The sequence below is a fragment of the Pseudomonas sp. LAMO17WK12:I10 genome, from assembly GCF_900215185.1.
Classification (GTDB): domain Bacteria; phylum Pseudomonadota; class Gammaproteobacteria; order Pseudomonadales; family Pseudomonadaceae; genus Aquipseudomonas; species Aquipseudomonas chlororaphis.
Map to the genome: position 1 here is coordinate 94,644 of NZ_OBDX01000022.1, position 23,313 is coordinate 117,956.

Annotated in this window: 20 protein-coding genes; 12 read left to right on the plus strand and 8 right to left on the minus strand. The window is 64.7% G+C overall.

Going from position 1 to position 23,313, the window contains the following annotated elements:
• Positions 1-91: 91 nt before the first annotated feature.
• Entirely contained in the window at positions 92-1,114 is a 1,023-nt protein-coding gene (locus CRO75_RS22435; RefSeq protein WP_009044099.1) for a zinc-dependent alcohol dehydrogenase family protein, read from the plus strand.
• Positions 1,115-1,343: 229 nt separating this feature from the next.
• Positions 1,344-2,987 carry a phosphoglucomutase (alpha-D-glucose-1,6-bisphosphate-dependent) gene (gene pgm, locus CRO75_RS22440; RefSeq protein WP_097138259.1) on the plus strand — a complete coding sequence of 548 codons (1,644 nt, stop codon included), beginning with the start codon at positions 1,344-1,346 and terminating at the stop codon, positions 2,985-2,987.
• A gap of 74 nt (positions 2,988-3,061) precedes the next feature.
• On the opposite strand, the gene CRO75_RS22445 is transcribed toward pgm, so the two are convergent.
• The gene (locus CRO75_RS22445) at positions 3,062-3,757 is read right to left on the minus strand and encodes a pirin family protein (protein WP_097138261.1); all 696 of its coding nucleotides are present in this window, start codon (positions 3,755-3,757) and stop codon (positions 3,062-3,064) included.
• A gap of 277 nt (positions 3,758-4,034) precedes the next feature.
• Between CRO75_RS22445 and CRO75_RS22450 the strand changes: the two genes are divergently transcribed.
• Positions 4,035-6,494, plus strand: coding sequence for a UvrD-helicase domain-containing protein (locus CRO75_RS22450; protein ID WP_097138263.1), 2,460 nt, complete (start codon positions 4,035-4,037; stop codon positions 6,492-6,494).
• 66 nt (positions 6,495-6,560) lie between these two features.
• On the opposite strand, the gene CRO75_RS22455 is transcribed toward CRO75_RS22450, so the two are convergent.
• A complete protein-coding gene (locus CRO75_RS22455; RefSeq protein ID WP_007924808.1) occupies positions 6,561-6,830 on the minus strand; it encodes a DUF1652 domain-containing protein in 270 nt (89 codons plus the stop codon).
• Between the two features lie 12 nt (positions 6,831-6,842).
• Here CRO75_RS22455 and CRO75_RS32620 point away from each other — a divergent pair, with 12 nt between their 5' ends.
• The 5 genes from CRO75_RS32620 to CRO75_RS22475 all read left to right on the plus strand — a co-directional run bounded on the left by CRO75_RS32620 (position 6,843) and on the right by CRO75_RS22475 (position 10,917).
• The gene (locus tag CRO75_RS32620; protein WP_143504001.1) at positions 6,843-7,055 is read left to right on the plus strand and encodes a hypothetical protein; all 213 of its coding nucleotides are present in this window, start codon (positions 6,843-6,845) and stop codon (positions 7,053-7,055) included.
• Positions 7,056-7,117: 62 nt separating this feature from the next.
• Entirely contained in the window at positions 7,118-7,933 is an 816-nt protein-coding gene (locus tag CRO75_RS22460) for a nuclear transport factor 2 family protein (protein WP_097138265.1), read from the plus strand.
• Positions 7,934-7,984: 51 nt separating this feature from the next.
• Positions 7,985-9,391: an FAD-dependent oxidoreductase gene (locus CRO75_RS22465; RefSeq protein ID WP_097138267.1), complete on the plus strand. Its 1,407-nt coding sequence runs from the start codon at positions 7,985-7,987 to the stop codon at positions 9,389-9,391.
• A gap of 41 nt (positions 9,392-9,432) precedes the next feature.
• A complete protein-coding gene (locus tag CRO75_RS22470; RefSeq protein WP_097138269.1) occupies positions 9,433-9,774 on the plus strand; it encodes a cupin domain-containing protein in 342 nt (113 codons plus the stop codon).
• A 48-nt stretch (positions 9,775-9,822) separates the two neighbouring features.
• Complete coding sequence (locus CRO75_RS22475) at positions 9,823-10,917, plus strand: polyamine ABC transporter substrate-binding protein (protein ID WP_097138271.1); 1,095 nt, start codon at positions 9,823-9,825, stop codon at positions 10,915-10,917.
• A gap of 51 nt (positions 10,918-10,968) precedes the next feature.
• Here the strand turns inward: CRO75_RS22475 and CRO75_RS22480 are convergent, their stop codons facing one another.
• The 6 genes from CRO75_RS22480 to CRO75_RS22505 form a co-directional block, all read right to left on the minus strand.
• Positions 10,969-12,171: an MFS transporter gene (locus CRO75_RS22480; RefSeq protein ID WP_097138298.1), complete on the minus strand. Its 1,203-nt coding sequence runs from the start codon at positions 12,169-12,171 to the stop codon at positions 10,969-10,971.
• Between the two features lie 239 nt (positions 12,172-12,410).
• Positions 12,411-13,175, minus strand: coding sequence for an SDR family oxidoreductase (locus CRO75_RS22485; protein WP_097138273.1), 765 nt, complete (start codon positions 13,173-13,175; stop codon positions 12,411-12,413).
• Positions 13,172-14,554: an aspartate aminotransferase family protein gene (locus CRO75_RS22490; protein ID WP_097138275.1), complete on the minus strand. Its 1,383-nt coding sequence runs from the start codon at positions 14,552-14,554 to the stop codon at positions 13,172-13,174. Before CRO75_RS22490 ends, CRO75_RS22485 begins: the two co-directional genes overlap by 4 nt.
• Before the next feature lie 256 nt (positions 14,555-14,810).
• Complete coding sequence (locus CRO75_RS22495) at positions 14,811-15,626, minus strand: molybdenum cofactor biosynthesis F family protein (RefSeq protein ID WP_097138276.1); 816 nt, start codon at positions 15,624-15,626, stop codon at positions 14,811-14,813.
• Positions 15,627-15,716: 90 nt separating this feature from the next.
• The gene (locus tag CRO75_RS22500) at positions 15,717-16,394 is read right to left on the minus strand and encodes a LuxR C-terminal-related transcriptional regulator (RefSeq protein WP_097138278.1); all 678 of its coding nucleotides are present in this window, start codon (positions 16,392-16,394) and stop codon (positions 15,717-15,719) included.
• A 268-nt stretch (positions 16,395-16,662) separates the two neighbouring features.
• Entirely contained in the window at positions 16,663-17,994 is a 1,332-nt protein-coding gene (locus CRO75_RS22505; protein WP_097138280.1) for an aspartate aminotransferase family protein, read from the minus strand.
• A gap of 434 nt (positions 17,995-18,428) precedes the next feature.
• On the opposite strand from CRO75_RS22505, the gene CRO75_RS22510 reads away from it, so the two are divergent.
• The 4 genes from CRO75_RS22510 (at position 18,429) to feaR (ending at position 23,310) form a co-directional block, all read left to right on the plus strand.
• A complete protein-coding gene (locus tag CRO75_RS22510; RefSeq protein ID WP_097138282.1) occupies positions 18,429-19,916 on the plus strand; it encodes an aldehyde dehydrogenase family protein in 1,488 nt (495 codons plus the stop codon).
• 218 nt (positions 19,917-20,134) lie between these two features.
• Positions 20,135-21,664 carry an APC family permease gene (locus tag CRO75_RS22515; protein ID WP_097138284.1) on the plus strand — a complete coding sequence of 510 codons (1,530 nt, stop codon included), beginning with the start codon at positions 20,135-20,137 and terminating at the stop codon, positions 21,662-21,664.
• Entirely contained in the window at positions 21,630-22,223 is a 594-nt protein-coding gene (locus CRO75_RS22520; RefSeq protein WP_239990626.1) for a DUF3156 family protein, read from the plus strand. Before CRO75_RS22515 ends, CRO75_RS22520 begins: the two co-directional genes overlap by 35 nt.
• Positions 22,224-22,371: 148 nt before the next feature.
• Positions 22,372-23,310, plus strand: a complete 939-nt coding sequence (gene feaR / locus CRO75_RS22525) for a transcriptional regulator FeaR (RefSeq protein ID WP_097138287.1) — start codon at positions 22,372-22,374, stop codon at positions 23,308-23,310.
• The last annotated feature ends 3 nt before the right edge of the window (positions 23,311-23,313 follow it).

Here is a 23,313-nt window from a genome sequence, read left to right on the forward strand (position 1 = left end):
GGCATGTCGACTATTAATAGCCACTGATGGTCTTGGCCAGAAAGCCCAGATAGAGTTCGGGGCATTAGAGGTTACTTTGACGAGGTTTGCGATGTCCCGCACGATCCGTTTTCACAAGTTTGGTCCGGCCGAGGTGCTCAAGTGCGAAGAGCATGCGGCCGCTCTGCCTGCGCCAGGCGAAGTGCAGGTGCGTGTCGAAGCGATCGGCATCAGTTGGTACGACGTCCTTTGGCGCCAGAACCTGGCGTCTTCCCATGCCCGCCTGCCTTCCGGCCTTGGCCATGAGATGGCCGGCGTAGTGACTGCGGTCGGCGAAGGTGTCGACGACCTGGCCATTGGCGACAAGGTTGCCAGCTTCCCGGCCGAAAGCCCGAACGATTATCCGGTCTATGGCGAGCTGATTGTCCTGCCACGCTCGGCGTTGACCCGCTATCCCGATGTGCTCAGCCCGGTGGAAGCCGCGGTGCATTACACGCCGCTGCTGGTGGCCTACTTTGCCTATGTCGACCTGGCGCGGGTCAAGCCCGGGCAGTTCGCCCTGGTCACCGATGCCAGCCACTGCGCCGGTCCGTCCTTTGTCCAGTTGGGCAAGGCGCTCGGAGTGCGGGTGATTGCCGCGACCAAGACCGCTGAAGAGCGTGAGTACCTGCTGTCCCTGGGGGCCGAGAAAGTCATCGTCACCGAAGAGCAGGACCTGCTCATGCAGATCAACAAATACACCGACAACCGTGGTGTCGACGTGGTGTTCGACGGCCTGGGCGGTCCGCAGATGTCGATGCTCGGCGACGTCCTGGCCCCACGCGGCAGCCTGGTGCTGTACGGCCTGCAAGGTGGCAACCAGACGCCGTTCCCGGCCTGCGCGGCGTTCCAGAAGAACATCCAGTTCTTCGTGCACTGCATCGGCAACTTCACCGGCAAGCCCGAGCTGGGGATCATCCAGGATCAGGTGGCCTTGCAGCGCGCCTTGCGCGACATCAACCAGCTGACGGCTGATCGTGTGCTGCTGCCGCTGAAGACCCGGATCTTCCCGTTCAACGAGTTCGTCGAAGCCCACCGCTACATGGACGAGTGTCCTTGCCGCGAACGGGTCGCACTGCAGGTCGAACCGGCCTGATCCTGAACGCCAGGGTTCGCCATCGCGCACTCTGGCGTTTCTGTCCTCGCGGTCACTCCCTTCTTTATTCCCGTCTCGATCCTGAGTGTCTTCTGTGCAGCAGCCGACAATGGCCTATGTTGCGCCTGCTTATTGTGCAAGCCTCCACGGATAGATCCCGTCGCGTTGCGGTCAAACTGCCAGTAAACTGCGCAGCACTCACCGAACCATCCATTTCCCGAGGTTTTGCATGACACTCAGTCCTTTTGCGGGCAAACCGGCGCCGACAGAATTGCTGGTCGATCTTCCGCGACTGGTAACGGCCTACTACACCGGCCAGCCCGATGCCGCCATCTCTACCCAGCGGGTCGCCTTCGGCACCTCGGGGCATCGTGGCAGCTCGTTCGACCTGAGTTTCAATGAATGGCATGTCCTCGCCATCAGCCAGGCGATCTGCCTGTATCGCCAGGCCCAGGGCATCGATGGCCCGCTGTTCGTCGGCATCGATACCCACGCCTTGTCCACCCCGGCCGGTGCCAGCGCCCTGGAAGTGCTGGCCGCCAACGGTGTGACCGTGATGATCGCCGCGGGTGACGAGTACACCCCGACGCCGGCGGTGTCCCATGCGATTCTCTGCTACAACCGCGGCCGCACCAGCGGCCTGGCCGACGGCATCGTGATCACCCCGTCGCACAACCCGCCACAAAGCGGTGGCTACAAGTACAACCCCACCAACGGCGGCCCGGCCGATACCCACATCACCAAGTGGATCGAAGCCAAGGCCAACGAGCTGCTGGCCAACAAGCTGGCCGGTGTGAAGCGCATCAGCTATGAGCAGGCGCTGAAGGCCGACACCACCCATCGTCACGACTACGTCAACAGCTATGTCGCCGACCTGATCAATGTCATCGACCTGGAGGCCGTCCGCAACGCCAAGCTGCGCCTGGGCGTCGATCCGCTGGGTGGAGCAGGGGTGCGCTACTGGTCGGCGATTGCCGAGCACTATCGCCTGGACCTGGAAGTGGTCAACAAGGAAGTCGATGCCACATTCCGTTTCATGTCCGTCGACTGGGATGGCCAGATCCGCATGGACCCGTCGTCCAGCTATGCGATGCAAGGTCTGATCGGCCTGAAGAATCGTTTCGACGTGGCCTTCGGCTGCGACCCGGACCACGACCGTCACGGTATCGTGACCCCGACGGGCGGCCTGCTGGCGCCGAACAATTACCTGGCGGTGGCCATCGACTACCTGTTCCAGAACCGCCCGCACTGGCGCGCCGACGCGGCCGTGGGCAAGACCGTGGTCAGCAGCGGCCTGATCGACCGCGTGGCGGCGCGCCTGGGCCGCCGCCTGTACGAAGTGCCGGTGGGCTTCAAGTGGTTCGCCGACGGCCTGTTCGACGGCTCCCTCGGCTTTGGCGGTGAAGAGAGCGCCGGTGCATCGTTCCTGCGCAAGGACGGCGGCGTCTGGAGCACCGACAAGGACGGCCTGATCCCGGCCTTGCTGGCCGCGGAAATGACCGCCCGCACCGGCCGCGACCCGAGCCAGGCCTACCGTGCCTTGTGCGACGAGTTGGGCGAGCCGTTCTCGGTGCGCGTCGATGCCAAGGCCAACCCGCAGCAGAAAGCGCTGCTCGGCAAGCTGTCGCCGGAGCAGGTGACCTCGACCCAACTGGCCGGCGAAAGCATCCAGAAGATCCTCAGCCATGCGCCGGGCAACGACCAGGCGATCGGCGGCCTCAAGGTCATGACCGAGAACGGCTGGTTCGCCGCGCGTCCATCGGGCACCGAAGACATCTACAAGATCTACGCCGAGAGCTTTATCGGCGACGATCACCTGAAGCAATTGGTGCAGGAAGCGCAGACCCTGGTGGACGGCGCAATCAGCGGCTGATGCGATAAGGCCCGTAAGCCGGACGCAAAAAGGGCGACCAGACGGTCGCCCCTTTTTTGTTTGCCGTTAACGCCTCAAGCCAGGTCCACCAGGACGATTTCGCTGTCCTCGAGGGCGGTGACCCGCAGCAGGCGTTCATCCTCCACCGCGACACCGTCTCGAGCTTCGGCGCGCAAGCCATTGACTTCAATCACCCCGGTCGCCGGCACCAGGTAGGCCCGACGGCCCTGGTCCAGCGGGTACTCGGCGGACTCCCCAGCCTTCAGGTTGGCGGCTACCAGGCGCGCGTCGGCACGAATCCGCAGGCTCTGGTCATCGCCTTGCTTGCCGCTGGCCAGGGTCACGAAGCCTTCGCGCTGGCCTTTGGGGAACGGCTTGGCACCCCAGGACGGCGCGGAGCCGGCCTGGTTGGGGATGATCCAGATCTGGAAGATCCTGGTTTCGCCGGCTTCCAGGTTGTATTCGCTGTGGGCAATCCCGGTACCGGCGCTCATCACCTGCACGTCGCCAGCCTCGGTGCGGCCCTTGTTGCCCAGGTTGTCTTGGTGGGTGATAGCACCTTCACGGACGTAGGTGATGATTTCCATGTCGCGGTGCGGGTGCTGCGGAAAACCGCTGCCGGGAGCGATCACGTCGTCGTTCCACACGCGCAGGTTGCCCCAGTTCATGCGTTTGGGGTCGTAGTACTCGGCGAACGAAAAGTGGTGGTGGGCATCCAACCAGCCATGATGGGCGCCGCCCAGGGATTTGAAGGGTCTGAGTTCAAGCATGATCGTCTCCTGTCAGGGTTCGTCATGGGGCGCCTTGGTGGAGCCGCAGAACGAGACCGGTGATTGATGGCGCTCATCATCCATCAGCAAAGCATCGATAAAAAGCGCAAAAACTGCCGTTATCAGATCTAATAAATAGATATATTTTGGAGTCTTTCTTCTGCCTCCAAACATTCAGTTCGGGGCTTAAGTGAATGACCTGTAAGCATTTCACTAGAAGTCATCGACGAATGAAGCGACCATACCGTCCCACACAGCCTCACACCCTGGAGTCAGCGTGCCGCAACACACCCCCGATCTTCCTCCCGAACTCTTGCCCCTGGCCGAAATGCCGCTGCTCAAGCGCTTGGCGGCCAGGTTCTTCGATCATGGCCTCAGTCGCTTGCGCGCCCAGCATCGCGCGTCCTGGTTGCATGGCCAGGCGGACGGCTTTCGCAGCGGGCATACCGCCGGGGTGGAATACGGTTACCAGGAGGGCAAGGCCGAGGGACTGGAGCAGGGCCGTCAGGTCCTGCTGATTCGCGACAGCCGCTCCACCGAGCATCCGGCGCCCGGGGTAGACGATTATCTGTTCGACGACTGGCGCCTGCCGCTGAGCGCCGAACTGAAGAAGTGCATCAAGGCCGACGTTGGCCGCCTGCTGCCGGCCCATGCCCAACCCAGCAGCGCGCAATGGAAGATGATCTTCAGCGAAACCCCGTCCACCTCGGTGATTGCCGGCGCTGGCGCGGGCAAGTCGACTTCCCTGGTCCTGCGCATCCTGCTGCTCAACCATTACCTGGGCTTCGAGCTCGACTCGATGACCGTGGTGACCTTCACCCGCGAGTCGCGCAAAGACTTCATCAACAAGTTGATGGAGGTGTTCGCGCTCTGGGGCCGGCCCCTGGGCCTCAAGGAGGCGCGGGAGCTGGTGCGCACCTTTCACTCGCGCATCCTGCCGATGGTCCGCAGCCTGCCGGGTTTCGAGCGCCTGCAGGCCTTCGAAAACCTCAGCGATCGCCCGGCGGTGGGGGATCTGGAGGTCGACAGCAATCCCTTCGACCTGCGGATCAACGATGCCCAGCGCATGCACCTGAATGCCTGTTACCACGCCTTGCACCGGCGTGACGGGCGTTTTCGCGAGGCGATCAAGCCGTTGCTGCGCCATGCCCTGCAGCTCAAGGAGCTGGAGCGCGATCACCCGGACGTGCAAAAACGCATGGCCGTGACCGAACTGGCGGCCAAGCGCGACGAAGAGCTGTGCGACACTCTGGAAGACCTGTGGTTTCGTGCCGGCGCCTGGCCGATCAAGGGCATTGAGCCGAACCGGCAGACGGTCGAGATCAACGGCTCGCAGTTCCATTGCCATGGCTACGTCGCCGAGCTGGATGCCTGGGTAGTGCTTGGGTTCGACCCTCGGGAAAACCCGCAGCTGAGTCGCCCCGGATCGAAGCTTTCGGTGCGCGCGGAGTGGGCGGTAAAGCGCACCCTGTTTCAAGCTTTCTGCCGTAAGCCGATGATTTGGCTGGATAGTTACGATTCGGCAAAGCGCGTCCTGTCGTCCCTGGCCGGGGATGCCAGTGCCGGACCGGGCTTCGATTACAAGGTCAAGGGTGAGCTGGCGTCGGCGCCGTTGCTGGACTGTTTTGTCGCAGCGGCCGGGTTTATCGAGAACCTTGGGCTGGACGTCTCAGTGGCCGTGGGCCAGATGGTGTTTGCCCGGGACGACCCGGATCGCTACTTCTTCGAGGCCCTGAGCCTGTTCTGGCGGGCGCTGGATGATCATCTGCTCGACCAGTCGCCGCCGATCATGAGCTACAACCGCATGTTCGCGCTGTTCGGCGAGAACACCCCGGAGAACTTCAAGCTGCTCAGCGATGAGCGGCTGCGGCCGATGTCGCACCTGATGATCGACGAATTCCAGGACGTCTCGCCGCAGATCGTCTCGTGGATTCGCGCCAGCCTGCGCGAGATCCGCAGTCGCGGGCCGGCCATGCATGTCGGCCGCGGGGCACAGCGCTCGTCGTTGCTCTGCGTGGGGGACGACTGGCAGTCGATCTACGGCTGGCGTGGCAGTTCGCCGAAATTCTTCATGGAGTTCAACAAGGAATTCCCGTCGCCGGCCACCACCCGGGTGATGCTCAGCGAGAACTATCGCAGCCACCAGCACATCATCGACGCCGCGGAACATATCGTCCGCGCGGCGCCGGCGATTGCCGGGAAGAAGGCCAAGGCCAGCGGCGAACCCAAGGAAGTGTTGCCGGTGAATGTGCTGGACCGCGATGACCAGGGGCTTGCAGCACGGCTGGCGGAGCACTATCGCAATGGCGATTCGATCTTGATGCTGTTTCGAAAAAGTAGCGATAAGTCATTGATTGAAGAGCATATTTTGCCAATAGTTAATGTTGATTCTAGATTGCCAGCCGAGGACCGACGCCTCAAGCAACTGACCTATCACAGCTCCAAGGGCTTGCAGGCGGATGCGGTGTTCCTGCTCGGCGATTGCCAGCACCTGACCAGTTCGCCCTACAAGAACCAGGTCTATCGCATGGCCGGGCTGGGCAAGGATGGCGACAGCGAGCCTTACGACAATGCGCAGAAGGACGAGACCTTGCGCCTGGCCTATGTCGGCATCACCCGGGCGGTGAAACATTGCTACTGGTATGTGGACCGCCCGGACACCCAGGCGGCCAATGCACCCAAGGCGTCGGACCGGATTCCCCAGGGCAAGCCGTTCTTCGCCGACCTGCGGGCCTGAAAAAGCCCGCGCGATGGCGGGCTTGAAAACAGTCTGGAGCGGCCTGGGGCCAGGAGCAGGACGACCCTAGGCTTTCAGCGCGAGTGGCGGCATGAAGGCCTCCAGCTCGTCTTCCACCGCCTCGATTATTCGCTCGACATCGGTGGCATTCATCACGGTGGCGCAGGGGATGCCGGCAATGGCGATCATGGTCTCGCCGCTGGCACGATCGAAGAGCCGGGCGATCATGCTGCCGGGTGCATCCATGCTGGCCTCGAAGCCCATGGGGTGAAAATGCCAGCGCATCAGCTGGCAGGCGTTGGGAAAGGTGACTTTGCTGGCGGAGACTCTATTCATGGATTGCCCACCTTGATCATTGAGCGCTTCCTTGTGCTCGCGGTAGGTATGGAAGGACCGTCACTGGACCAACCTGTGGAGCTTTTAAAAATAGCACCGGGATATGACATTCAACGGTTTTTTTCAGGCCGTTTGGCGATTGTCTTGCACTTTTTTGATGCAGGTCATTTCCGGCAGCGGTTTAGGCAAAACGCCAGTATCCAGGGGCCATGCATTGGCCATTGAAGCGCTGGACGAACTTCGGCAAGCTGCGCCTTTCCATCCCCTGAGCCGTTATCTCTGCCCCTATGTCTTCCCTTGATGATGGCCCGGCGCAAACCCAGGCCACCGGCGAGACGGTGCTGCGCTATCACCTGTGCTGGAAGCACCGCGACCTCGATGGCGTCATGGCGCTGTATCACCCGCAAATCCAGTACAACGACTTTTTCCAGAACCGCACCCTGGGCCTGGACGAGCTGCGCGAATACGTGCGCAACAGCATGCCGCGCGCGCCCGACGAGGCCCTGGAGCACAGCGACCGCATCCGCATGGACGGCAACACCGCGTTCATTCAATACCAGGTGACCCTGCGTGGCGGGCAGGGCCTGGTGTCGTTTCGCGCCAGCGAGGCGATCACCGTGCGCGACGGCCTGATCTGGCGGGTCAACGAATACGCTTCGCTGGTGCGCGAGGCCGAGCCGGGCAAGGCCCAAGGCCGCGTGCGGCCGGCGGTCAGCCGCCTAGGCCTGTCGCCGCGCCAGCTGAGTTTCATGGCCGAGGACCTGCAGCAGTACTTCGAGCGCCAGCAGCCATACCTCGACCCGGAACTGGACCTGCAGCGGGTGGCGAAGGAGTGCGGCTACAGCCGCAACCAGATCTCCTACCTGCTCAACCAGGTGCTGGGGCAGAGTTTCTACCGCTATGTGAACCAGGCGCGCCTGCAGCATCTGCTGGCGGCCCTGGACCAGGCGACGCCGCCGGTGCGCATCGACGAACTGGCGTTCGCCGCCGGCTTCAACTCGCTGTCGGCGTTCTACAGCTGTTTCCGCCAGCACACCGGCCTGTCGCCCAAGGCCTACGCCAGGCAAATTTCTTTGCGTGCACGCGCGCAAGACAACCCCTGAGCCCAGGCACTAGGATCGGCGCCATCGAAGTTCAGGTGGCGGAGTGCGTGTATGCCAGCGTGGCGCAATATCAGTTTGTGGATGGATCAGCTCGACGAGCCGCTGCTGGCCCGGCCGTCGCTGGAGCAGGACCTGGATGTCGACGTGGCGATCATCGGCGCCGGTTATACCGGGCTGTGGACCGCCTATTACCTCAAGCGCCTGGCGCCGACCCTGAACATCGCCATCGTCGAGGCGCAGACCGCCGGCTTCGGCGCCTCCGGACGCAACGGCGGCTGGCTGATGGGCAACCTTTTGGGCGAGGACCGGTTGCTGGCCGGGTTGAGCCCCGAACAGCGCCGCGCCTCCTTCGACCTGCTGCACGGCATTCCCGATGAAGTGGCCAGCGTCCTTGAACGCGAAGGCATCGACTGCGACTACCGCAAGGGCGGGGTGCTGTACTGCGCAGCGCGTTACCCCGAGCAGGAAATCACCCAGCGCCGCTACCTGGACACGCTCTACAGTCAGGGGCTCGACGAGCGCGACTACCGCTGGCTGAGCCCCGAGCAACTGGCCCAGCAGATCCGCGTGGCCAAGGCCTACGGCGGCATCTACGCGCCCCATTGCGCGACCATCCAGCCGGCCAAGCTGGCGCGCGGTCTGGCCCGGGCCATGGAGCGCCAGGGCGTGCGCATCTACGAAAACAGCCCGGTCAGCCACTGGCAGGCCGGCAGCCTGCAAACCGCCAAGGCCAGCGTGCGTTGCCGCTGGATAGTGCCGGCGGTGGAGGGCTATTCGGTGACCTTGCCGCCCCTGGGCCGTTACCAGCTGCCGGTGCAAAGCCTGCTGGTGGCCACCGAGCCTTTGTCGGCCGCGACCTGGGACGAGATCGGCCTGAACCGGGGCCAGGCGTTCAGCGAAAGCAGTCGCCAGGTGACCTACGGCCAGCGCACCGCGGATAACCGCCTGGTATTCGGCGCCCGCGGCGGTTACCAGTTCGCCGGCAAGCTGCGCCACGACTTCGACCTGACCCGCAGTGAAGTCGAGCTGCGGCGCTACCTGTTCAGCGAGCTTTTCCCGCAGCTGAAAAACGTGCGGATCACCCACTCCTGGGGCGGCAACCTGGGCATGTCCCGGCACTTCCGGCCGCACATGCTCTGCGACCGCCAGCGCGGCATCGCCTTGTCCGGCGGCTACGGCGGCGAAGGCGTGGGCGCCAGCAACCTGGGCGGGCGGACCCTGGCCGCATTGATTCTCCAGAGCAACAACGAATTGACGCGCCAGCCCTGGGTGATCCCCGAGGGCGGCCTCGACGCCTTGCGCGCATGGGAGCCGGAGCCGTGTCGCTGGCTGGGCTACAACGCGATCATTCGCAGCTTCGTCCATGAAGACCAGACCCTGGCCAACCCGGCCACGCCGCCCTGGCGCCGGCGGCTGGCCAGCCGGGTGGCGGGCTTCATGGAAGGCCTGATGCACTAATCAGGTTTTGACAGCGGTTTTTTCCATCGACAGGTAGCGCCATGAGCATCACTCAATTCAAGAACACCGCCCACGCCACCCTGGAGCAATCGACTCCGGTGGCCGTGCCCCTGGGCAGCCCGGTCGCCGTGACTTCGGTGACCTGCGTCGAGCGCAACGACGGCGTCGAAACCGGCATCTGGGAGTGCACGCCCGGGCGCTGGCGGCGGCAGATCGTCGCCCAGGAGTTCTGTCATTTCATCCAGGGGCGTTGCACCTTCACCCCGGACCACGGCGAACCGCTGCTGATAGAAGCCGGCGATGCACTGATGTTGCCGGCCAACAGCACCGGGACCTGGGATATCCAGGAAACCGTGCGCAAGACCTACGTGTTGATTTTCTGATCCTTTGATTGCCTGCCAATAAAAACAAACCCACACAGGAATCGCCCCATGATCCGTAAAAAACCGGCTTTATCGCTGTGCGCGCCGTTGCTGCTGGTGGCTTCATTCAGCCAGGCGGCCGAGACGGTGAAGATCTACAACTGGTCGAGCTACATCGCCCCGGACACCCTGAAGAACTTCCAGAAGGAAACCGGCATCGGTTTCAGCTACGACGTCTACGACAGCAACGAAACCCTGGACGGCAAGCTGATGACCGGCCGCTCCGGTTATGACGTGGTGTTTCCCTCCAACCACTTCATGGCCCGGCAGATCGAGGGCGGGGCGCTGAAGAAGCTCGACAAGAGCCAGCTGCCGAACTGGAAGAACCTCAACCCGGTGCTGCTCAAGGCCTTGCAGACCAATGACCCGGGCAACGAGCACGGCTTCCCGTACCTGTGGGGCAGCACCGGGATCGGCTACAACGTGGCCAAGGTCAAGGCGGTGCTGGGGGACAACGCGCCGGTGGATTCCTGGGACCTGATCTTCAAGCCCGAATACATGCAGAAGCTGCAGAAGTGCGGGGTGGCGATCCTCGACAACGGCCCCGAGCTGCTGCCGGCGGCCCTGAATTACCTGGGCCTGCCACACCACAGCAAGAATCCCGAGGACTACAAGAAGGCCGAAGCGCTGCTGTTGAAGATCCGGCCTTATGTCAGCTACTTCCATTCTTCCAAGTACACCGGCGACCTGGCCAACGGCGATATCTGCGTGGCGGTAGGTTTCTCCGGCGACGTTTTGCAAGCCGATAGCCGGGCCAAGGAAGCCAAGAACGGCGTGGAAATCGGCTACGCGATTCCCAAGGAAGGCGCGCCGATCTGGTTCGACATGGTGGCCATGCCCAACGATGCGCCGGACGAAAAGGCCGGTTATGCCTACATGAACTACCTGCTGCGCCCGGAGGTGATGGCCGAGATCACCAACCACGTGCACTATGCCAACGGCAACGAGCAGGCCGACAGCCTGGTCGACCCGGCCATCAAGAACGACACCAAGGTCTACCCGAGCCCGGACATGATGGGCAAGCTGTTCGCCCTGGAAGCCATGCCGCTGAATATCGACCGGATCCGCACCCGCGTGTGGAACAAAATCCGCACCGGCAGCTGAAGCATTGCCACCGCTTCCCGATCTGGCGACCGCCGTCGGGGAGCGGTGTTTTTATTGCTTTATCTTCAGGCGCATCGCCAGCGTTACGCCCAGCACTGCGGCAGCCAGCACCAGCACCGCCGGGGCGGACCAGCCGGCATAGGCGACGGCGGCGCTCAGGGCGATGGGCGCCAGCACCTGGCCCAGATAGTTGCCTTGCATCACCAGGCCCAGGCACAGCGGGATCAGCGCGGGCTCCGGAGAGGTCAGCGAGGTGCTGGCGAGAAGGGTGGCGGGCAGCATGCCGGCCACCGCGCAAAAGAAGAAACACAAAGGGATTACCAGGCCGGTCGGCGTGACCGAAAGAAAGATCCCCATCCCGGAAAGCCCCATGACGATACTGGTATCGCCGAGCAGAGCTTGTGGGCGGACGCCCCGTGACAGCAGCAGGCCGGCGCTGATGTTGCCGACGATATTGACCGCCACCACCGCGGCGCTGACCACCCCGGCGCTGGCGATCGACAGCCCGACCCGCTGCATCAGGAACACCGGCAGGAAGGCCATCACCGCGAAGAACTGCAGGTTGTAGGCGGTGAAAATCAGCGCCATCAGCAGCGGCTGGCGGGCGCGCAGCACGCTGCTCAGCGAGTGGCGCAAAGCGGATTGCGTCTGGCGGCGCAGCGCCAGCGGGTCCCTGGGCGTGGTCAACGGCAACAGCAGCGCCGCCAGCAGGGTCAAGGCCGCGCCGGCGATCCAGTTCTGCTGCCAGCCACCGAGCAATGGCCCGATAAGCATCGAGGTGCCGATACCGAACGCCATGAAGGTGCTCCAGATGCCGAACACCAGGTGGCGTTTGTGCGCCGGGACCAGGCGATTGAGCACCGCCGGCGCCGCGACCACCACAATGACGAAGCCCAGGCCTTCGACAAACCGCGTGGCCAGCAGCCCATGGAAGTCGTGCAGGCTGGAACCCAGCGCGCTGGCGGCGCACATGATCAAAAGGCCGAGGGCCAGCAGATAGCGGTCGCCCCAGCGCTGCACGAGGATGCCGGCGGCGATGCCGCCGAATACACCGATAAAGGGGAAGGCCGACATGATCCAGCTCAGGGATTCCAGGGACCGGCCGAACTCCTGCTGCAGCTGCGGCAGGGCGATGGTGGCCTTGCCGATATGCAGCGCCGCGGCAATGCCGGCAAACAGCACGTTGAACACGGCGGGCCAATACCCGGTATCGGCGACGGCGTAGCTGAGGGTGTCGGGCTTGGTTGAGGTCATGGGCTTCTCCGAAAGCAGGCGGGCGAGGATCGCCGGGGTGAGGCGCGCCAATGGGTCGGAGCCGACTCTAAAAGTTAAAGTTAACTTCAAGTCAATCGGTAAAAACGGGATGCAGCGTTCTACCCATAGCACCATTGAACCGTTGATCTCGCTGGGCGAAGGGGCCGGGCGAACGGTGCTGTCGGGGTCGGCGTGGCGGCGCCCGGTCGGGCGCCGTGGGTGAGGGCAGGCGTCTGCCGTCAGATGAGCTGCGTATTCTCCGGCAGCAGGGCGCCGCCATCGACGATCAGGGTCTGCCCGGTGATATAGCCGGCCTGCTCGGACGCCAGGAACAGCATGGCGTGGGCGATGTCCTGCGGGCTGCCCAGGCGCTTGAGCGGGATGCTGGCGGCCAGGGCCGGGGAGTCGCCGAGGTTGGCCATGGCCTGGGTGGCGATCAGCCCGGGTTCGACGCCGTTGACGGTGACCCGGTGTTCGGCCAGTTCCAGGGCCGCCGCGCGAATGAAACCGTTGACCCCGGCCTTGGACGCGGCGTAGTGGGACAGCCCGGGAATCGCCGTGCGCGGCCCGGTCACCGAGGAGGTGATGACGATGCGCGGATGCTCGGCCCGGCACAACGCCGGCAGCGCCGCCTGGGTCAGCCAGAAACAGCTCTTGAGGTTCACCGCCAGGGTCGACTCGAGGATTTCATCCCTCAGGTCGCGCAGGTTTTCCATCGGGAACACCGCTGCGTTGTGGATCAGCAGGTCCAGCCCGCCAAAGGCCCTGAGCGTGGCGGCCACCGCCTGGTTGGCCGCGGCCCGGGTGCGCAGGTCCACGACCAGCAGCTCGGCGCTGCCGCCGGCTTCACGGATCAGGCGCAGGGTTTCGGCGCCCGAGGCTTCGCTGCGAGTGGCGAGCAGCACCTTGGCGCCCTGGGCGGCGAAGACTTGCGCGATGGCGCGGCCAATGCCCTGGCCGGAGCCGGTGACCAGGGCGATACGGCCGCTGAGGTCGAGGATCATGGATGTTCTCCTTGAATGACGGTGCCCAGGCATTCGTCCAGCAGGCGGTTGTGCAGGTCGACGTCGTCGGTGGTGGCCGACGGGCAGATCAGCGCCATGTTGTGGAACGGGGTCAGCAACACCCCGCGATTGAGCAGGTAGAGATGCAGGTAGGCCTCGATCAGGCCATGACGGGCATGGTGGGCTTCGCCGCCGTTGCGCGGCGCGTGGTCCATGAACAGGTATTCGACCCGGGCACCGATCCGCGTCACGTGCCAGGGCAGGCGGTGCTTGGCGATCAGCGCCTGGACCCCGGTCCGCAGGCGTTCGGCCAGGGCAATCATGTGCGCGTAGTTGGCCGCGCTCATGACCTCGCTGAAGGTGGCGCGCATGGCGGCCATCTGCAGGGCGTTGCCGGCCAGGGTGCCGCCGAAGCCGAAGTGGTTGATCGCCTGCCCGGGCTGGAAATGCGGCAGCACCTGCCAGATGCGCTCGGCCATGGCCTGGCTGGCGCCCCACACCGCGGTCGGGATGCCGCCGGCGATGCACTTGCCGAGCACGAAGAAGTCCGGTTGCAGGCCATGCTCGCCGCTGTAGCCGGCCGGGCCGCAGGAGATGGTGTGGGTTTCGTCGATGATCAGCGGCACATCGAAACGCCGGGTCAGCTCGCGCAGGCCGTCGTGGAAGCCGGGGGCGGGCGGGACCATGCCGACGTTGGTCATGAAGGGTTCGGTCAGCACCGCGGCCACGTCGCCGTGGGCCAGTGCCGCCTCCAGCGCCGGCAGGTCGTTGAACTCCACCAGCCGGGTGGTGGCGTCGTGGCGCAGGCCGTTGGCGTGCACGCCTTCGCGGGGAATCATCTGGCCGCTGGCGTCGAACTCGACCTGGGACTCGTCGACGCTGCCGTGGTAGTTGCAGTTGAACACCAGCACTTTCTCCCGCCCGGTGATCATCCGGCACAGGCGCAGCACAAAGCGGTTGGCGTCGGTGGCCGAGGTGGTGACTTGCCAGAACGGCAGGCCAAAGCGCCGCGCCAGCTCCTGGCCGACCCACAGGCTGTCGGCGGTCGGCAGCATCAGGGTCGAGCCGTGCTGGGCCTGATGGGCGATGGCCTCGGCCACGGCGGGCTGGCCATGGCCGAACATGGCGCCGGTGTCGCCCAGGGCGAAGTCGACGTAGCGGTTGCCGTCGCAGTCGGTCAGTGTCGCGCCCTGGGCGTCGGCCACCAGGATCGGGTACAGCCCCGGCCATTGCTGCATCCAGTGCAGCGGCGCGCCGTACAGCCAGTGCTTGAGGTTTTCCCGGTAGAAGCCGGCGGAACGCGGATGGCGTTCGGCGAACAGTTGCAGCTCGGATTGGTAACAGCTGGCGACGCGATCGAGGTTGAGGCCGAGGGTCATGGTCGAAGTCCTGGGATAAAAGGTTGTCGCTGACAGGTTTCTGTAGCCGCTGCCGAAGGCTGCGATCGGCCCGAAGGGCCGTAAAGGCAGCGTCTGCTACGCAGCCGATCGCAGGCTGCGCCAGCGGCTACAGGAACAAGTGTCTGGGTAGCCGCTGCCGAGCAACGCGAGGCTGCGATCGGCAACGCAGTTGCCGCGAAACCCGAGTGCGCGGTGTGTCAGGCCGAGCGCGCTGTGCGGATCGCGACAGGTAGCATCAGATGTAATTGGTGCGGTTCAGCACATGGGCGAGGGCGCCCACCGGGAAGTTGCTGGGCGCGGCGAAGTCGCTGCCCTGGTAGCCGAAGATCTTGCCGTCGGTCCTGCCCGCTTGCAGGTCGATCAGCACCAGGCCTAGGGTCGGCACGATCTTTTCGCGCCAGACGAACAGGTACAGCTGTTCGGCGAGCTTGTAGTAATGGCAGCGGTCGGTGTCCGCCAGGCCCTGCTCGACGCCCTTGAGGCACTGCCAGCTGTAGAAGTTGCGGTTCAGGTAGACGTGCTCGTAGGCCTCGGTGGCGCTGTAGACGTACTGGTTGCGCAGGCCGACCAGCTCTTCGGTCAGCGCGTGTTGCGGGCTGCTGGCGGTCAGTGGCGTGTCGATGCTGCCGTGGATGAACTGGGCCTGGACGCTGGTCAGCTCGCGGCCGGACAGGGTTCGGCTGAACAGATCGACCCGGGTCTCGGCCTGGCTCGGCATCTGCCCGATCACCGCGGTGAAGATGTTCCGGCCCAGGTCGAGGATCAGGCTTACCGAGTGGATCTGGTGGTTCTCTGACTTGAGAAAGTCCACCAGGTAAATTCCGGAACGTATTGAAGTGGCTCGATAAGTTGTCTCGCCGCTGGCTTGGCTTTCAGTGTCCTGCCAATGCAGCGAGCGTGAGCCGAAAAGGTGTTCGATGCGCCAGCCATTGGCGAAATGCAGGGTCAGGTTGCGGCCGTTGAGGTCATCCAGGCTGGGCAGGATATGGTTATCGGCGGCAAAGCCTTCGGCCAGGGCGCCAACGGTAATCCATTCGGGTTGCGGGTTCATGAGGGCGGACCTTGTCGATGAGGGAGAACCTCATGTTCATCGCGCAAACCGTTGTTGCCCATCAACCGAATGGTTGAGGCGCACGGTTTTTTACAGGAACAGCGCGCTCACCAGCTCGGTGCGGTTGTTCACCCCGACCTTGCGGAACAGGTTGATCAGGTGGGTCTTGACCGTCGGCAGGCCCAGCGCCAGCTGTTGGGCGATGGTCTTGTTGCAGGCGCCGTCGCGCAGCAGTAAGGCGATCTGCCGTTCCCGGGGCGTGAGGGGCTGCAGGCGTTCGTTGTGGCGCGAATAGGGCGCCTGGGCGGCGATTTCCAACAGGCCTTGCAGCGCCTGCAGGGTGCTCAATTCGTCTGGCCGGAACGGGCCCAGGCTGGCATCGCGCAGCAGGGACAGGCCGGCGATCGGGCTGCCACCGGCATTACGCGCGAGGATTTCCACCACATCCAGCACCCCATGGCGTTGCAGGAACCCCTGGTAAACCTCGGTTTCGTGCCGCCCCTGCTGGGCCATGCCCATGTGCAGCGACAATACCGGGCGGCCCGCCGCCACGCAGTTGCGCGGCCGCAGCGGGTCGTAGTGCCGGTAGCGTTGCAGGTAGGCCTCATGCATCTGCGGGCTCATGTGGTACAGCGAGAAATGCTCGGCCTGCAGCTGCGCGTCGATGCGGTAGAAGGCGCACAGGGTCGCCGGCACCACCCGGGTAAAGGCGTTGATGCAGCGCTGGCCAAGCTGTTGGGCATCCGGCAGGGCGGTTGGCGTATGCATGGGACGACTCCCTCTTCATGAACGGCCGGTAAAGAGGGCCGTAACCCTCTGATGCCACGGTACTTCAGACAGATCGCGAGCCCAGGTTTTGCGGCCACTGCGTTGCCGATCGCAGCCTCGCGGGCTCGGCAGCGGCTACACGGACACTGCGTTCCTTGTAGCCGCTGCCGCAGGCTGCGAAAAGCCCCGCAGGGGCTTCCCGCGATCATGCAGGCCGCGCTGATATCGGCTCCAGCGCGGTCCAGGCTTCAAGGCTGCGGCGTCAGGCTCAACGGGCCTGGGTGAAGCCCAGCTCCAGGGCAGTGACTATGGCGTCGATCTGCGGCGGCTGGATCACCAGCGGCGGCGACAGGATGATCTTGGTCCCCACCGGACGCACCATCACCCCGTTGTCGCGGGCGATCTGCGCCACCTGGTTGGCATAGCCGCCCATGGGGTCGATCGGCTCGCGGGTGGTCTTGTTAGCCACCAGGTCGAGGGCGATCATCAGGCCCTTGCCGCGCACTTCACCGACGCTGTCGAAGCGCTCGGCGAACGGCAGCAGCTTGTTCAGCATGTAGTCGCCCATCTTCGCGGCGTTGGCTGGCAGGTCTTCCTTGACCACGATGTCGAGGCTGGCCAGGGCCGCCGCGCAGGCCACCGGGTGCCCGGAGTAGGTGTAGCCGTGCATGATCGCGCCGGTGAAGTTGCCGTTCCTGCTGAACGCCGACTCGATCCGATCGTTGACCACCGTGGCGCCCAGCGGGATGTAGCCGGAGGTGATGCCCTTGGCCAGGCACATGATGTCGGGCTTCACGCCCCACAGGCGGCTGCCGAACATCGAGCCGCTGCGGCCGAAGCCGGTCACCACTTCGTCGGCGATCAGCAGCACGCCGTATTTGTCACAAACCTCGCGGATCAGCGGCCAATAGTTGGCCGGCGGCACTATCACGCCGCCGGCGCCCTGGATCGGCTCGGCGATAAAGGCCGCGACGGTGTCGGGGCTCTGGAACTGGATTTCCCGCTCGAGCAGGTCGGCGCAAATCTTTCCGAGCTCTTCCGGATCCTGGCTGTAGGGGTTGCGGTACAGCCACGGGGTATCGACGTGGAAGCAGCCGGGCAGCAGGGGCTCGTAGTTGCGCCGGAATACCGTGTTGCCGTTGACCGAAGCGCCGCCGAAGTGGGTGCCATGGTAGCCCTGGCGCAGCGAGATGAACTTGGTGCGGTCGGCCTGGCCTTCGAGTTTCCAGTACTGGCGGGCCAGTTTCAGCGCGGTTTCGATGGCGTCCGAGCCGCCGGAGCTGAAGGCCACGCGGCGCATGCCCTCGGGCTCCAGCAGGTTCATCACCACCCGCGACAGCTCTTCGGCGCGCGGATGGCTGACGCCGTCGAACAGCTGGAAGTATTCCAGTTCGTCCAGCTGGGCGGTGATCGCCGCCTTCACTTCCTTGCGGTTGTGGCCGACGTTGACGTTCCACAACCCGGCGACGCCATCCACCAGTTGGTGGCCGTGGTCGTCGTACACGTAGCAGCCATCGCCACGGACAATGCGGATCGGCTCGCGTTGTTGCATTTCATTGGGGTGCAGCATGGGATGCCAGAAGCGGCTTGGTTCGCTCACGTTGAATCTCCTGAAAACGCACGGACAGCGTGGGACATAGTAGTGCGCCCTTTGCCGGATGCCTGCTTGCCTCTGTGTGCCAGGCATTTGACCGCCACTGCCATCGACCCAGCGTCCCGCGCATTGCGGATCTGCCCGGAAAAATGCGTTCGCAGGCTTGGCGACGGCTACGCCGCCGAGCGCAGGCTGCGCCAGCGGCTACCGGGCACGCGGTGTTTTTGTAGCCGCTGCCGAGCCCGCGAGGCTGCGAACGGTTGCGAAGCAACCGCAAATACTGAGTCTGCGGTTTATCTGGATAGACGCGCCAGCGGCGGCAAAACGTGTGTCGCGGTTCCCTGGCAGCCAGTGGCAAGTTTCGCGGCAGCCAGGATCAAGACGGTGGCCGGCATTGGTCTCAGAGTTCGATCCATGAGGCCAACTAGCGAGGATTGCCCATGAGTATTGCCATCGACCCACGTGTCGCCGCCTTTATCGACAGCCAGCACGGCCTGTTGATCGACGGGCGCAGCCAGCCGGCCTTGTCCGGCGCGCAGATGCCGGTCTTCAACCCGGCCACCGGCGAAGAACTGACCCGCGCCGCCGCCGGCGCCGACGCCGATATCGACCTGGCCGTGGCCGCCGCGCGCCGGGCTTTCGAGGGGCCATGGGCGGCGCAGCGCCCGGCGGATCGCGAGCGTCTGCTGCTGAAGCTGGCCGATCTGCTGGAAGCCCATGGCGAGGAGCTGGCGCAGTTGGAAACCCTCAACAACGGCCAGTCGATCCACCTGGCCCGGGCCCTGGAAGTCGGCGCCGCCGCCGAGTTCACCCGCTACATGGCGGGCTGGGCGACCAAGATCGAAGGCAAGAGCCTGGACCTGTCCATCGCCGCCGTTCCGGGCGCCCGCTACCGTGCCTACACGGTGCCGGAGCCGGTAGGCGTGGTCGGCGCCATCGTGCCGTGGAATTTCCCCTTGTTGATGGCCATCTGGAAAATCGTCCCGGCCCTGGCCTGTGGCTGCACCGTGGTGCTCAAGCCCGCCGATGAAACCCCGCTGACCGCCTTGCGCCTGGGCCAGTTGTGCCTGGACGCCGGGATCGCCCCGGGGGTGGTCAACGTGGTCACCGGCAGCGGCGCCCAGGCCGGCGCGGCGCTGTCCGCGCACAAAGGCATCGACAAGCTGGCCTTCACCGGCTCGACCCAGATCGGCAAGGTCATCGGCCATGCGGCGGTGGACAACATGACCCGGTTTTCCCTGGAGCTGGGTGGCAAGTCGCCGGTGATCGTGCTCGATGACTGCGACCCCCAGGCCGCGGCCGCCGGTGCCGCCGGGGCGATCTTCTTCAACCAGGGCCAGGTCTGTACCGCCGGTTCGCGCCTGTATATCCAGCGGGCGATCTTTGACCAGGTGCTGGAGCGTTTGTCGGCCATCGCCGGCTCCCTGAGCATCGGTCCCGGGCTCGACGAACAGGCACAGATCAACCCGCTGATTTCCGCCAAGCAGCAGAAGCGCGTGCTGGACATGATCGGCCAGGGCGTGGCCGACGGCGCCCGGGTGCTGTGCGGCGGGGTCGCCTATGGCGAGCAGGGTTTCTATGTGCGCCCGACGGTATTGGCCGACGTGCACGCGGGCATGCAGGTGGTGCGCGAGGAAATCTTCGGCCCGGTGGTGGTGGCCACGCCTTTCGACGAGATCGACGAGGTGGTGGCGCTGGCCAACGACAATCAGTACGGGCTGGGCGCGAGCATCTGGTCCAACGACCTGGCGAAGGTCATGGATCTGATCCCGCGGATCAAGGCCGGCACGGTCTGGGTCAATACCCACAACATGCTCGACCCATCGATGCCGTTTGGCGGCTACAAGCAATCGGGCATCGGCCGCGAGATGGGCCACGCGGCGATAGAGGCGTATACCGAGAACAAGTCGGTGTGCATCGCGTTCTGACCTGTAGCCGCTGCCGCAGGCTGCGATCGCGCCCGCAGGGTGCGCAAGATATCAAGATCGCCGAAGGCCTTCGGCCTTATCGCAGCCTGCGGCAGCGGCTACAGTCGGACCCGGTCGTCCGGCCCCAGGCTGCGCAGACAGCCAGTAACACGCCCGCCCGGCGTGCCCTTGAAATGCCTAGAACAACAACATCACCCATGCTTTCGAGGTCCAGCACCATGTCTTTCAACGACAGACTCACCCGCCACCTGAACCAGGGCGTGGTCGGCTTTCCCACGGCCCTGGCCAGCGCCGTCGGCCTGATCATGGCCAGCCCGGTGATCCTCACCGCCACCACCGGCTTCGGCATCGGCGGCGGGGCGTTCGCCGCGGCCATGCTGATCGCCATGCTGATGATGCTCGCGCAATCGACGACCTTCGCCGAAGCGGCCTGCATGATTCCCACCACCGGCTCGGTGTACGACTACCTGGCCTGCGGCCTGGGGCGCTTCTTCGCGATCACCGGGACCATTTCCGCCTACCTGATCGTGCATGTGTTCGCCGGCACGGCGGAAACCATCCTCAGCGGCGTCATGGCCCTGGTGAACTTCGAGTCCCTCAACACCCTGCTGGAACAGAGCGGCAGCGCCTGGCTGGTGGGTGTCGGGCTGGTGATCTTCTTCGGCCTGCTGAACGCCGTGGGCATCACCGCGTTCAGCCGCGCCGAGGTGATCCTGACCTTCGGCATGTGGACCACCCTGATCATCTTCGGCGTGGTCGGGGTGTTCAAGGCGCCGGCGGTGGAACTGAGCGGCTGGTTCGGCGAGTCGATGGTCGGCACCGACCTGACCACCATCCTCTCGCTGGTGGGCATGGCCATGTTCATGTTCGTCGGGTGCGAGTTCGTCACGCCGCTGACGCCGGAGGTGCGCAAGGCGGCGAAAACCATTCCCCGGGCCATGGCCCTGGGCCTGGTGGGGGTAGCCACCTGCATGTTCATCTATGGTGCGGCGATGAAGCGCCAGGTGGCGAACATCGCGCTGAGCGAAGACGGCAGCGTGCACCTGCTGGACACGCCCATGGCCATCCCGCAGTTCGCCGAGCAGGTGATGGGGCCCTACGGGCGGATCTGGCTGGGCGTCGGCCTGCTGTTCGCCGGGGCGGCGACCATCAATACGCTAATGGCCGGATTGCCGCGCATTCTCTACGGCATGGCGCTGGACGGCGCGCTGCCCAAGGCCTTCACCTACCTGCACCCGCGCTTCAAGACGCCGCTGCTGTGCATCGCCGTGGCGGTGCTGATTCCGTGCCTGCACGCCTGGTGGCTCGGCGGCAGCACCGACAACATCATGCACCTGGTGCTGGCCGCGGTCTGTGCCTGGAGCACCGCCTACCTCCTGGTGACCCTGTCGGTGGTGGTGCTGCGCATCCGCCGTCCGGACCTGCCACGGGCCTACAAGTCGCCCTGGTTCCCGCTGCCGCAGATCGTCTCGTCCATCGGCATCCTCCTGGGCATGTGGTTCATCACGCCGCCGGGCATGAACCCGCGGGACATCTACGTGCCCTTTGGCAGCATGCTCGGCCTGACGGCGATTTATGCGCTGGTCTGGACGGTCTTCGTGCAGAAGGTCAACCCGTTCCGCCCGGTGCCGGTGGAGAAGGTGCTGGAAAACGCCTTCAACCTGCAATCCCCCACTGAAACCCAAGCGCAGACCCTGCCTGGAGCCAAGCCCGATGAGCAGTACAAGCTGGCGGCAAAACCTCTCTGAGTTCTGGCGGCGACCACCCTCGGGCTATCGCCCGGGGGTGACCCTGAACCAGTTGCGCCGCGACCTGCCGGGGCTCGACTGGGCGCCGCAGGCCCCCGGGCTGGCGCGCTTCACCTGGGCCGAGGAGGGCTTGGACTTCGAGGTCGAGGAGCTGCCACAGGCGCAGTTCCTGATGCACCTGGTGGTCTGCGAGTTTCGCCTGCGCGTTCCCGGTTCGCCGGGGCCGCAGGCGCGGATCGACATTCGCCATACCGGCGCGATCCGCCGCCAGGGCGTCGCCGCCGGCTTGAAGCAGGGCGCGCAGGCGCAGTGGGCAGGGCTGTTGCAGCAGTTGCACAGCGACCCGCAGTTGCTGGCGGCGTTGCTGCCCCTGGACTTCAAGCGCCTGCAATTGCAGCGCGACGAGCAGGGTTGGCGGGTGAGCCTTGAGCATTTCGGTGCCAGCGAGGTGGTCAACCGGCTGCCTGGCTTCCGCCGTTATATCCGCCTGAGCGCCGAGCAACGCGGCGCCTTGCTGGCGACCTTCAAGCGCCTGCATTCACTGTTGCGCGATCACTGAACTGTTCCCACCGTGCTGGCACAACCCGTGCTTAGGCTATAACGGACTATCCATTGCGCCGCGCTTCCTTGCCCGGCAAATAGATAACATGTTAATGATATCGCCATAACAACTAAAGGCGGTCTCAGCCGGCTTCTGGAGGTGCACAGTGCTTGCTTCGCAAAGTTTCGATGCCTGGATCGGCGCATTACAGGGGGTTTGCGGTCGCTTCGACGCCCGCCAGGCGTTGAACCCGGGGTTGTTCATCGGTGAAGTCGGCTTGCGCGACTACGCCGGCCTCGAGGTGGCGCAGATCCGCACCAATGCCGGACTGATCTCGCGCAAAAGCACCAGCGTCGATCATGAAGACGACCGGCACTGCTTCCTGATCATGCAGCGCAGCGGCCATGCCCAGATCAGCCAGGGCGGCGAGCGCATCGAACTGGCGCCGGGGGAAATGGCCTTGCTGGACTCCGCCGGGGCCTGTGAAATCGTTCCTCACGGCCTGATCGAACATGCCTCGCTGCATTTGTCCCGCGACGAGGTGTATCGTCATCTGCCGGCGCAGCAGCGCAAGTTCGGCAAGCTCTCGCAACAGTGCGCCAGTGGCCGCTTGATGCGCCTGCTGGTGGAGCAGATCTGCGGCGAGCCGTTGCCAGGTTGCGCCGACCCGCAGGAAGGCCAGGCGTTGCAGGAAGCGCTGATCGCCTTGCTCGGCCCGACCCTGCGCCAGACGCCCGGCGCCCATCTCGACGGCTACGACAGCCAGCACGGCGGTTGCCTGCGCAGCCAGGCCCGGCAGTTGATCAACCAGTCCCTCACCGAGCCCAGCCTGACCCCGGTGTCACTGGCCAGCCAGATGAATATCTCGGTGCGCCAGCTGTACCGGCTGTTCGAAGAGCAGGGCGACAGTGTCTGCCGTTTCATCCAGCGCGCGCGCCTCGAGCGCAGCGCGGCGGACTTGGGCAACCCGCGCCTGCGCCACGCGTCGATCACCGACATTGCCTTCAAGTGGGGGTTCACCGACTCGGCGCACTTCAGCCGCACCTTCAAGAAGCATTTCGAGCAATCGCCGCGGGATTACCGCGCCCGTTTGCTGAACGCCTGAGCA

Bases quoted from the DNA above. Each gene is read 5' to 3' on its own strand.
- pgm (WP_097138259.1), top strand. From the start codon at position 1,344: ATGACACTCAGTCCTTTTGCGGGCAAACCGGCGCCGACAGAATTGCTG.
- CRO75_RS22510 (WP_097138282.1), top strand. From the start codon at position 18,429: ATGAGTATTGCCATCGACCCACGTGTCGCCGCCTTTATCGACAGCCAG.
- CRO75_RS22475 (WP_097138271.1), top strand. From the start codon at position 9,823: ATGATCCGTAAAAAACCGGCTTTATCGCTGTGCGCGCCGTTGCTGCTG.
- CRO75_RS22455 (WP_007924808.1), bottom strand. From the start codon at position 6,830: ATGAATAGAGTCTCCGCCAGCAAAGTCACCTTTCCCAACGCCTGCCAG.
- CRO75_RS22470 (WP_097138269.1), top strand. From the start codon at position 9,433: ATGAGCATCACTCAATTCAAGAACACCGCCCACGCCACCCTGGAGCAA.
- CRO75_RS22495 (WP_097138276.1), bottom strand. From the start codon at position 15,626: ATGAACCCGCAACCCGAATGGATTACCGTTGGCGCCCTGGCCGAAGGC.
- CRO75_RS22515 (WP_097138284.1), top strand. From the start codon at position 20,135: ATGTCTTTCAACGACAGACTCACCCGCCACCTGAACCAGGGCGTGGTC.
- CRO75_RS22520 (WP_239990626.1), top strand. From the start codon at position 21,630: ATGAGCAGTACAAGCTGGCGGCAAAACCTCTCTGAGTTCTGGCGGCGA.
- CRO75_RS22435 (WP_009044099.1), top strand. From the start codon at position 92: ATGTCCCGCACGATCCGTTTTCACAAGTTTGGTCCGGCCGAGGTGCTC.
- CRO75_RS22480 (WP_097138298.1), bottom strand. From the start codon at position 12,171: ATGACCTCAACCAAGCCCGACACCCTCAGCTACGCCGTCGCCGATACC.
- CRO75_RS22485 (WP_097138273.1), bottom strand. From the start codon at position 13,175: ATGATCCTCGACCTCAGCGGCCGTATCGCCCTGGTCACCGGCTCCGGC.
- CRO75_RS22460 (WP_097138265.1), top strand. From the start codon at position 7,118: ATGTCTTCCCTTGATGATGGCCCGGCGCAAACCCAGGCCACCGGCGAG.
- CRO75_RS22500 (WP_097138278.1), bottom strand. From the start codon at position 16,394: ATGCATACGCCAACCGCCCTGCCGGATGCCCAACAGCTTGGCCAGCGC.
- CRO75_RS22465 (WP_097138267.1), top strand. From the start codon at position 7,985: ATGCCAGCGTGGCGCAATATCAGTTTGTGGATGGATCAGCTCGACGAG.
- CRO75_RS22445 (WP_097138261.1), bottom strand. From the start codon at position 3,757: ATGCTTGAACTCAGACCCTTCAAATCCCTGGGCGGCGCCCATCATGGC.
- CRO75_RS22490 (WP_097138275.1), bottom strand. From the start codon at position 14,554: ATGACCCTCGGCCTCAACCTCGATCGCGTCGCCAGCTGTTACCAATCC.